Here is an 8,500-nt window from a genome sequence, read left to right as displayed (position 1 = left end):
TACCGCGTCGTCGAGGAGACGGGCGAACTCCTGTTGCACGGCGTCGCGGTCAAACCCGGCAAGCCGATGCTCGTCGGCCGACTGAAGGGGTCGGCCTACGTCGGCCTTCCGGGCTATCCCGTCTCGGCGCTGACCATCTTCCGGACGTTCGTCGCACCCGCGATTCGGGAGGCCGCCGGCTTGCCCGACCCCAAGACAGCGACCATCGAGGGCGCGATGGCGGTTCGCGAGCGGTACAGCGAGGGTCGCCTGCGCTACATGCCCGCCGGTCTCGTAGAGGACGGTGAGGGGAACACGCTCGTCTACCCCGTCGACAAGGGCAGCGGCGCGACGACGAGTCTCGTGGAAGCCGACGGCGTCGTCGCCGTCCCGCCGGACGTGGAGTATCTCGACAAGGGCGAACGCGTCGAGGTGCAGTTGTTCTCGACGGAGGTGCGCGCGCCCGCGGTCTTCGGCGCCGGCGAGGACGACCCCGCGCTCTCACGGGTGCTCGATAGCGTCGACCGACCACGGTATCTCTCGGTCGGCGCGCGGCAGGGGCTTCGCCGGCTCCGTGACGGCGTGACGGACGTTGCCGTCACGACCGGTGAGACGGAACCCGACGGCGCGGTCGAACTCGGCGGCTGGAGCCGCGAGTGGGGGCTGGTCGTGCCCGCCGACAACCCGCAGGACGTCGACGGCCTCGCCGACCTCGTAGACGAGGACGTTCGGTTCGTCAACCGGACGGCCGACGCCGGTCTGCGGACGACGCTCGGCAACGCCGTCGCCGATCTCGCCGACGAACGGGGCGTCGACCGCCACGACATCGTCGAGGCCATCGACGGCTTCGATTTCGCGGTGCGGGCCCACGAATCGCCCGCTCGGAAGGTACTCGCGGGGAAGGCCGACGCCGGTCTCGGCCTTCGGGCGACCGCCGAGGGGCTCGGGATGGGCTTCGTGTCCTGCGGCGAGGAGGCCGTCCGCGTTTTCGCTGCCGAAGACCGGGCCGACAAACCCGGCGTTCGGTCGCTTGCCGACGCCGTGGAAGGCGCTGGGTCCGTCCTCGCTGACCTGCCGGGGTACGAAGCCCGATAGCCGATACCCGTCCCGGCCTGAGGGACGCGCCCTATACTTTTAACGCGCTTCGGCGTGACCGTCTTATCATGTCCTGTGACCACGACCTCGACGTGGAGTACCTGCACCCGGGCGACGCCGATATCCTCGAATTCCACGAGGCGGATGGTGACGTCCACGTCAAACTGGCGTTGCCGTGTCCGGACTGTAGCGAGGCGCTCGAACTCGATGCGAAAGTCGAAAGCGTCGAGGAGGGCGACTTCGAACTCCCGCTTTCGGACGAACTCTACGACTGATACTTCATACGAACCTCAGGCCCACCCGAGGGCGACCACGACGACGTAGGCCCAGAGGTTGTTTGCGAGATGCAGTAGCCACGCGCCCGCTAGATTGTCGAATTTGAGGCGCAACAGCGTCGGAAAGACCGCCCACGTCGCGATGGCGAGGACGCCCGCCGGTCCCAGCGAGACGATGTGTATCGCCGCAAAGAGCAGCACCGACGCCGCGCCGGCCGAAAGCGGCGAGAGCCCACGGTCGAGCAGACTTCCCAACAACAGGCCCCGAAAGAGCAGTTCCTCGACCAGCGGCGCGACGACGACGCCACCGAAGACGACCGCCCCGAGCGTGAGCGTATCCGAAAGCGAATAACCGACGCCGGAGAGTTCGAAGCCGAGCAGTTCACCGGCCATACTACCGACGAGAAAGGCGCCGATAGCGAGCGGTAAACAGGCGAGCGTCCAGCCAAGTTCGCTCCGTGACGGCGCCTCGAAAGGCATGGCCGCACGCCATTCGGCGTCGGTCAAGGTGACGAAAACGCCGCCGATGACAGCCAATGCGGAGACGCCATAGGACGTGTCGACAACCAGTCGAGAGACCTCCGTCCCGGGGCCGTTGACGCCGACGTAGCCGGCGATGAGCAGGCTGGTCAGTACGATCGGCGAAACCGAAGCGATAGCGGCGAGAACGACGCGGTCCGAAAGCGGTTCGACCGTCGAGTATAGCGACTCCGCCGTCAGATCGGGTGTGGAGGGCATAGCGGGGGGAACCGAGCGCAGTCCCCTAAAAATTTCGTCAGGATCCGGAAACGAGTTCGTCGACGCGTTCGAGGCGGTGGTCGCCGACGACGCACATACCGCGCCGTTCGTGGCCGTGGCGCTCGATGTGTGCACCGTCGAGGCCAGCGTTCCACGCGGCGCCCACGTCCTGTGGGCCGTCGCCGAGGAGGACGCCGTCGCCGTCGTCGGCGCCGGCGGCGTGAAGCGCCATGTTGACCGGCTCTGGGTCGGGTTTCCAGCCGGTTTCCTCGGTACAGCAGACGATGGCGTCGAACCAATCGCGGATGTCGAGCGTATCGAGGACCGGGTCGGTGAGGTACTCCTGACAATGGGTGACGAGTACCGTCGGCCCCTCGAGGTCGCCCACGACGGCCGCGTCGTCGTAGAGGTAGGTCGCCTCGGCGCGGGCCCGTGGGTCCTCCTCGGCGTGGAAGGCGTCCCAGAACGCCTCGGTGTCGACGCCCCACGCCTCCAGTTGGTCGTTCCGGAAACCGCCGAGGCCGTGCCAGATCGCGTGGGCCTGCTCGTCGGTGAAGCCGTAGCCGATGCGGTCGCCGACGCGGTCGAAGACGTCGTAGACGTAGTCGGGTTCCACGTCGATGAGCGTGCCGTCGAGGTCGAACGCCCAGTAGTCGTATGGCGATGCGGTCATAGGGGACATAAATAGGCGATTGGTTGTTAAGTGCTTTCGGGAACGTTGAAAGACAGTCATCGATTAGTCGATGACTTCTGCGGCGGCGTGGGTGTACCCCACACCAGCCGGATGCCCTCTTCTTCGGCGACGATGTAGTCGTCGCTTCGTGATTCGGTTCGGAGTGCTGGTAATCCCTGTTTAATCGGGTCGGCGTCGCCGACGCGACGGGCAAACCGCCTTAGACCTACTCCCGGACGTGGACGCGCGAGCCGAGGTACTTCTTGACGACTTCCGCCGCATCGTCGGCCTTGAAGGCGTCGAGGTGGTCGCCGATTTCGTCCTGAAGCGCCTCGTAGTAGGCCTCGCTGGCCCGCAACTCGCGGAACTCGATGGAGCGGACCTCCATGCCGAGGGCTTCCTCGGCCAGTCGGCGGGTGTGGTCGTAGTTGTTGATCTCGCCGCGCCAGAGGTTGTCCCGGAAGAACATCCAGCCGTCCTCGCCCGGTTCGGCAGCGGCCTTGTGCATCGTCGTTTCGGTGATAGCGGGGTCGAGCCACACGTCCGGGGCCTCGGCGTCGAGATACAGTTGAACCTTGAAGAGGTACTCCGCGTCCGGGCCGGAGTCGCCGTCCGCGTCGGTGTCGCTGGCCATCAGTCCGCGAGTTCGTTGAACCGTTCGGCGAGGTCGATGTCTTTCTCGGTGATTCCACCGGCGTCGTGGGTCGTCAGTCGTACCTCGACTTCCTGCCAGCCGATGGTCATCTCGGGGTGGTGGAAGGCCTCTTCGGCGAGGCCGCCCGCGCCGGCGGCGAAGCCGACGCCCTCCAGATACGAGTCGAAGCCGAAGGTGCGGACGATCTCCTCGTCTTCGCGGTGCCAGCCGTCGGGGAGCTGTGCCTCGAGTTCGTCGTCGGATAGCAGGTCGCTCATACGTGAACGGTCGCGCGCCTGCCCGATAAAACCACGCGCGGACCGATTTATAAGGGTCGCGCCGAAACGGCCGGTATGACGATGAACGAACTGCCCGACATCGACCCCGGCGCGGGCGAGGTGGAGACCGCCGAACTCGTCGTCGAGGACGACGTGCTCGTGAAACTGTTCGCTCTGGGCCCCGGCGGGGCCTTCGACCCGCACGTCCACGACGACTGCGAGAACGTCTTCCACCTGCTGGAAGGCGAAGTCGTCGTCACGCAGGACGGCTCCGAGGAGACCGTCTCGGCGCCCGCGGTCGTCCACAACACCCGCGGCGTCGAACACGGCGCGCGAAACGAAAGCGACGAGCGCGCCCTTCTGACGGCGAGTCTCTGTCCCCTGCCCTGACGCGATAGCGAGCGAGTAGCCCCTCGAAACGGACCGTTCAAACGACTCTTTGAGCTTCGAGATAGCTTATGCCGTCCCGGCCGAACGGTCGGATATGAACCGCCGAACCCTCCTTGCCGGCGCCGGGACCGCGCTGTCCGCCCCGCTCGTGGGTCGGCTCCCGATTCCGGCGGATGCCACTCACGAGCGAACCGACGATGGCGCCGACAGCCCCGACCTCGACTCCTTCGACCCGACGGAGGTACGGACGGAACTCGTCGTCGGGAGCCGTGAAGGGGTCGCCGACCCGGAGGACAACCGACCGCACGGCGTGTCGGTGTGGAACGCGATGCCGGAGGCATCTGCCGTCGAGGTTCGCATCGTCGACGTGGCCGACGACCGGACCGTCCTCGAACTCACCACGCAACTGGCGGCCGACGCCGCCGTCGAGTTCTCGCTGCTGGAGCCGTCGACGTACCGGCTCGATATTCGAGTGCCGCCGATGGATGCGAGCGAGACGGTCGAGGTTTCGCGGTCGTGGTTCGACTGTAACGGTTCCTCGACACAGGTCGGCGTCTTCGAGGACGGCCACATCGACTCCCGGACCGTCACGACGCTACTCGCGTGTGCAGACGTGACGGTTTCGGGGACGCCGACGGAGTAGTATTCGAAAGACGGCGCCGTGTGGCCGTTCTCACCCCGGCAGGAAGAGATTGATCAGGGCGACGACCAGTCCGGCAAGGCCCATCCGTGCGGCGGCGACGTACCACCGCTGGCCCGAGATCGAGCCCATATACGCGCCGAATGTCCCCAGCACGCCGATTCCCAGTAAAACCGCGATGACTGCGGCCATCTCCATCGTGAGGAGGGTGCCTTCGAAGGCGAACGGCGTCAGGGGAACGATGACGCCGATGATGGGACCGAGGCCGCTCAGGGTCGCGTGCAGGAGCCGGGCACCGGTCTGTTCCCGCTGGACACGGGTGTCGTCGAGGTCCACCAGCATCGCCCGTTCGATGCGTTCGATCTGGGCGCGGGTCTCGGCTCGCTCGATCTCCCAGACGCTCCAGACCGCCGACGTGCCGAGTCCGACGGCGGCACCGAGGCCGATCTTGATGACGGTGAGACCGTCGGGGATACCGGAGAGTACGGCGCCGACGATGACGCCGATGCTCGTGAGGGTACCGTCGAACCCGTTGGAGATGAAGTATCGTCGCGAAATCGCGAGGACGTCCTCCTTGCCGAGGAGTCGCCGCAGTCGCCGCCGGATCGATGCCACGGGATTCAGTCCTGGAAGGTGACGCGGTCGGTGACGATGTGCTCTCCGGAACTCACCTGATCGATGGAGTGGACCGCCCCGCCGAGGTTCTCGACGGCCTCCTCGATGGCCTCGAAATCCACGTCGGCGCCCTCGAAGGTCAGTTTGACGTTCTGGACCTCCCTGTCGAGTTCGATGAGCGAGGCCGTCACCGCCTCGACGCTCTCGATTTCGGTGACGTGGTCGGTGAAATCGATCAGCGGCGGGTCGTGCGGTTTCAGTACGTCGATGACGAGACGCCGGACGGGTGCCATACGTCGATATGTGTCGGGATCCCCTAAAAACGTCCGTCGGTCTCAACTGGCGGCGTTTCCAGTGGTCGCACCGATGGGAACGAACCGTTCGATCGCAAGGACGACAGCGAGATAGCCGGGAAGCGCGACGAGGAGAACGGCACCGAGAAGCCCCCAGTCGGCGAGGCCGAGCGGTACCGTCCCGAAGTACTCTGCCACCGGCGTGTAGAGGATTGCGAGTTGGAGCAGAAGCGATGTCCCGACCGCGATCGCGAGCCACGGGTTCGAGAACGTCGGGGTCTCACGGAACCAGCGGATGACGTACAGTTTCTCGAACTCGAGTACCACGAAACCGGTGAACACCATCGTCATGGCGTACGGCGTGACGGCCGCCGCGCCACCGAGGGTGTAGAACATCAATCCGAGCATGACGGCGGTCGAGACCGTCCCGGTGCCGCCGATAAGCGAGAGCATTCGTCGGTCGATGATTCCCCGATCCGGGTCCCGCGGGGGTCGTTCCATCACGTCGCCGCTCTGTGGGTCGGCACCGAGCGCCAGCGCCGGCAACCCGTCGGTGAGCAGGTTGATCCACAGCAGTTGGACGGCCGGCAACACGAGGTAGCCGAACAGCGACGCCAGAAAGACGATGGCTACCTCGGCGATGTTCGCACTGAGCAGGTAGGCGACGAACTTCCAGACGTTGTCGAAGATGGCCCGGCCGCGCTCGACGGCTCGCTCGATGGTCGAGTAGTTGTCATCGAGGAGTATCACGTCGCTGGCGTGTTTCGCCACGTCGGTTCCGCGCATGCCCATCGCGACGCCGATGTCGGCGTTCTTCAGCGCCGGGGCGTCGTTGACCCCGTCGCCCGTCATCGCGACGACGTGGTCGTTCGCCTGCAGAGCACGCAGGATTCGCACCTTGTGTTCCGGTGAGGTGCGGGCGAACACGTCGACGGATTCGACGTGCTCCCGGAGGGTGTCCTCGTCCATTTCCTCGATCTCGCGGCCCTCCATCACCTCATGGTCCATCCCGAGCGACGACGCGATAGCCGCGGCGGTGCGGACGTTGTCACCGGTCACCATCTTCACGTCGATGCCGGCGCGTCCGGTCGCCGCGAGGGCGTCTGCAACTTCCGCTCGCGGGGGGTCGATCATCCCGACCAGTCCGACGAACACGAGGTCGCTTTCGATGTCTTCTGGGTCCTCGGCATAGGCGATTGCCAGAACCCGGAGCGCGTCGTCCGCGAACGTTCCGACCTGCTGGTCGATGCGCTCGGCCATCTCCGAGGTGAGGTCTACCGGCCCGTCGGCCGTCAGTACGCGCGAGGAATTCGAGAGGACGACCTCCGGAGCTCCCTTGACGTACCCAACGTCGTCGTGGACGGTTCCCATCCACTTCCGCTCCGAGGAGAAGGGAATCTCGTCGGTTCGGGGGTTGTCCTCGCGCAACGCCTCGATATCGAAGCCGTAGTCGTCGGCCGCCGCGACGATGGCTTGCTCGGTCGGGTCGCCTTCTTCGAGAGTCGCATCGTTACAGAGCGCGCCGGCCCGGAACAGCAACTCGACCCGTTCGTCTGCCGACTCTGTCTCGCTTTCCTCGCCGCCGACGTCGACGACGGCGTCGTTGACCCACACCTTGCTGACAGTCATCTGTCCCTCGGTGAGCGTCCCCGTCTTGTCGGTACAGATGACGTCGACGGAGCCCAGCGCCTCTACGGCGGGCAGGCGGCGGACGAGCGCGTTCTCGTCCGCCATCTTCCGTACCCCGAGCGCGAGCGTCAGGGTCACCACGGCCGGAAGGCCCTCGGGGACGGCGGCGACCGCCAGCGATACCGCCGTCAGACCGGCCTGAATTAGGGGCGTACCCCGGAGCAACAGCAGTGGAACGACGAGTGCGGCCAACACGACCACGCCGAGACCGAGTCGGCGGCCGAGTACGTCCAGTTCCCGCTGGAGGGGCGTTTCGGTCTCCTCGGTGGCCGCCAGTTCCGCCGCGATTGCCCCGACCTCGGTCTCCATCGCTGTCGACGAGGCGACGGCGACGCCGCTTCCCCGGGAGACGTTCGTCCCTTTATAAACCATGCTCGTGTGTTCCGCCAGCGGTGTGTCCGCATCGACCGGTTCCGGGGACTTCGAGACCGGTTCGCTCTCGCCCGTGAGCGAGGCCTCGTCGACCTCGAGGTCCGTCTCCGCGAGCAGTCGGCCATCCGCGGGGACGACGTCGCCGCTTTCGAGTTCGAAGACGTCGCCGGGAACGACCTCCGTCGCATCGACGTCGACCGATTCACCGTCCCGACGGACGGTCGCCGTCGGCGCGGCCATCTCCCGAAGCGCCTCGAGACTCTGCTCGGCGCGGTAATCCTGCACGAACCCGAATATTCCGTTGGCGACGACGATGACGGCGATGAGACCGGCGTCGATGAGGTAGCCGGCCGACACCGAGACGGCCGCCGCAGCCAGCAGCACCCAGATGAGGACGCTGTCGAACTGCGCGAGGAAGATGCTCAGCGCCGTGCGCTCGCTGGCCCGGGTTACCTCGTTTTTCCCGTATTCGTCGAGACGCTGTCGTGCCTCCTCCGACGACAGTCCCGAGTCGGTCGTCTCGTAGGCAGTCAGGACCGAATCGGCTGACTGGCTCTGTGGATCTTCGACCACGACTCGGTTCTCGCGCTCCCACCTAATGGTAGTTCGGTGGGCCGGAGGGGTAGTGTTCAGATAAGCTGATTCCATGCGAAGGAGAATGCTCGAAGCCAATCATCAGCAGTTCCTGCCTCGGCGTTGCTGAAACAGTTTGAGAAACTGGTAGTTCTGCGTTTTATCTCTCGAAAGAGACGTTCTGCGCTATTCCGATTTCCGTGTTTTTCGTATCTGAAATCGAGGCCGTGACGACGGCAGGCGTCTTTCAACGAGT

The 8,500-nt window shown here is 65.6% G+C and carries 11 protein-coding genes and 1 pseudogene; 4 read left to right on the top strand and 8 right to left on the bottom strand.

Annotated elements, in window-relative coordinates:
* On the top strand, positions 1–1,074 hold a 1,074-nt coding region (locus V5A53_RS10850), incomplete at its 5' end, for a substrate-binding domain-containing protein (RefSeq protein ID WP_332313630.1).
* Positions 1,075–1,142: 68 nt separating this feature from the next.
* Positions 1,143–1,349, top strand: coding sequence for a hypothetical protein (locus V5A53_RS10845; protein WP_332313629.1), 207 nt, complete (start codon positions 1,143–1,145; stop codon positions 1,347–1,349).
* A gap of 15 nt (positions 1,350–1,364) precedes the next feature.
* On the opposite strand, the gene V5A53_RS10840 is transcribed toward V5A53_RS10845, so the two are convergent.
* From V5A53_RS10840 to V5A53_RS10825, 4 genes are all read right to left on the bottom strand, one after another.
* Positions 1,365–2,087: a CPBP family intramembrane glutamic endopeptidase gene (locus V5A53_RS10840; protein WP_332313628.1), complete on the bottom strand. Its 723-nt coding sequence runs from the start codon at positions 2,085–2,087 to the stop codon at positions 1,365–1,367.
* Between the two features lie 37 nt (positions 2,088–2,124).
* The gene (locus V5A53_RS10835) at positions 2,125–2,760 is read right to left on the bottom strand and encodes an HAD family hydrolase (protein WP_332313627.1); all 636 of its coding nucleotides are present in this window, start codon (positions 2,758–2,760) and stop codon (positions 2,125–2,127) included.
* A 226-nt stretch (positions 2,761–2,986) separates the two neighbouring features.
* Complete coding sequence (lwrS, locus tag V5A53_RS10830) at positions 2,987–3,394, bottom strand: LWR-salt protein (protein ID WP_332313626.1); 408 nt, start codon at positions 3,392–3,394, stop codon at positions 2,987–2,989.
* Positions 3,394–3,672 carry a 4a-hydroxytetrahydrobiopterin dehydratase gene (locus V5A53_RS10825; RefSeq protein ID WP_332313625.1) on the bottom strand — a complete coding sequence of 93 codons (279 nt, stop codon included), beginning with the start codon at positions 3,670–3,672 and terminating at the stop codon, positions 3,394–3,396. The genes lwrS and V5A53_RS10825 overlap by 1 nt, the downstream gene beginning before the upstream one ends.
* 75 nt (positions 3,673–3,747) lie before the next feature.
* On the opposite strand from V5A53_RS10825, the gene V5A53_RS10820 reads away from it, so the two are divergent.
* Positions 3,748–4,062, top strand: a complete 315-nt coding sequence (locus V5A53_RS10820) for a cupin domain-containing protein (RefSeq protein ID WP_332313624.1) — start codon at positions 3,748–3,750, stop codon at positions 4,060–4,062.
* Positions 4,063–4,156: 94 nt separating this feature from the next.
* Positions 4,157–4,705, top strand: a complete 549-nt coding sequence (locus V5A53_RS10815) for a hypothetical protein (RefSeq protein ID WP_332313623.1) — start codon at positions 4,157–4,159, stop codon at positions 4,703–4,705.
* Between the two features lie 30 nt (positions 4,706–4,735).
* On the opposite strand, the gene V5A53_RS10810 is transcribed toward V5A53_RS10815, so the two are convergent.
* The 4 genes and pseudogenes from V5A53_RS10810 to V5A53_RS10795 form a co-directional block, all read right to left on the bottom strand.
* Positions 4,736–5,317 (bottom strand): VIT1/CCC1 transporter family protein, encoded by a 582-nt coding sequence (locus V5A53_RS10810; RefSeq protein ID WP_332313622.1) that lies wholly within the window; start codon positions 5,315–5,317, stop codon positions 4,736–4,738.
* Between the two features lie 5 nt (positions 5,318–5,322).
* Entirely contained in the window at positions 5,323–5,610 is a 288-nt protein-coding gene (locus tag V5A53_RS10805; protein WP_332313621.1) for a DUF211 domain-containing protein, read from the bottom strand.
* A gap of 42 nt (positions 5,611–5,652) precedes the next feature.
* Positions 5,653–8,244 carry a calcium-translocating P-type ATPase, PMCA-type gene (locus V5A53_RS10800; RefSeq protein WP_332313620.1) on the bottom strand — a complete coding sequence of 864 codons (2,592 nt, stop codon included), beginning with the start codon at positions 8,242–8,244 and terminating at the stop codon, positions 5,653–5,655.
* A gap of 56 nt (positions 8,245–8,300) precedes the next feature.
* Positions 8,301–8,500, bottom strand: a pseudogene (locus V5A53_RS10795) (IS6 family transposase); the annotation flags it as partial.

It is taken from the genome of Natronomonas sp., assembly GCF_036625485.1.
Taxonomy (GTDB): domain Archaea; phylum Halobacteriota; class Halobacteria; order Halobacteriales; family Haloarculaceae; genus Natronomonas.
This window is presented reverse-complemented; position numbering and strand designations above follow the sequence as displayed.